This window comes from Bartonella queenslandensis AUST/NH15 (assembly GCF_000312585.1).
Lineage (GTDB): Bacteria > Pseudomonadota > Alphaproteobacteria > Rhizobiales > Rhizobiaceae > Bartonella > Bartonella queenslandensis_A.
In genome coordinates this window covers 58,548-59,045 of the sequence record NZ_HE997997.1, presented here as the reverse complement: position 1 = coordinate 59,045, position 498 = coordinate 58,548, and the positions used below count along the sequence as shown (strand labels likewise).

The 498-nt window shown below is 33.9% G+C and carries 1 protein-coding gene and 1 pseudogene; both read left to right on the top strand.

Features of this window, described 5'->3' with window-relative positions:
- Positions 1 to 237, top strand: a pseudogene (locus tag BN338_RS03920) (MFS transporter); the annotation flags it as partial.
- A 104-nt stretch (positions 238 to 341) separates the two neighbouring features.
- Positions 342 to 498: 50S ribosomal protein L33 (gene rpmG / locus BN338_RS03915; protein ID WP_039759220.1), on the top strand; the 157-nt coding region annotated here is incomplete at its 3' end.

Below are 498 nucleotides of genomic sequence, written 5' to 3'. Positions count from 1 at the left end.
CACACATCTATTAGTCTTGCACATCTAGGAGCCCGTCTTAAAGGCCAAGAACTTGCTGCTGCTAATTCTGCATTTATTTTTTGCTATGGAATTGGTATGCTCATCGGACCAACCTTTATCGGAAAATTCATGGATATTTTTAATCCCTTTGGTTTTTCAATCGCTATGGCTGTTTTTTTCGGTTTATATGTCATTTTAGTCTTTGTCCAACTTATGAGAAAATTAATCAGCTCTTGACTTTTTTGAGAACATCCGTACTGTTTACCGGAAAATCTGATGATGTCGGAAATAAGTTTTGACAGCGATAATATTTTTTTCAGTATAAATAAGGTTTTTACATTATGGCTAAAGCAGCAACCATTAAGATCAAGCTTTTATCAACTGCAGATACTGGTTTTTTCTATGTAACAAAGAAAAACAGCCGTACAATGACAGATAAAATGACCAAACGTAAATATGATCCAGTTGTAAAAAAGCACGTCGAATTTAAAGAAACAA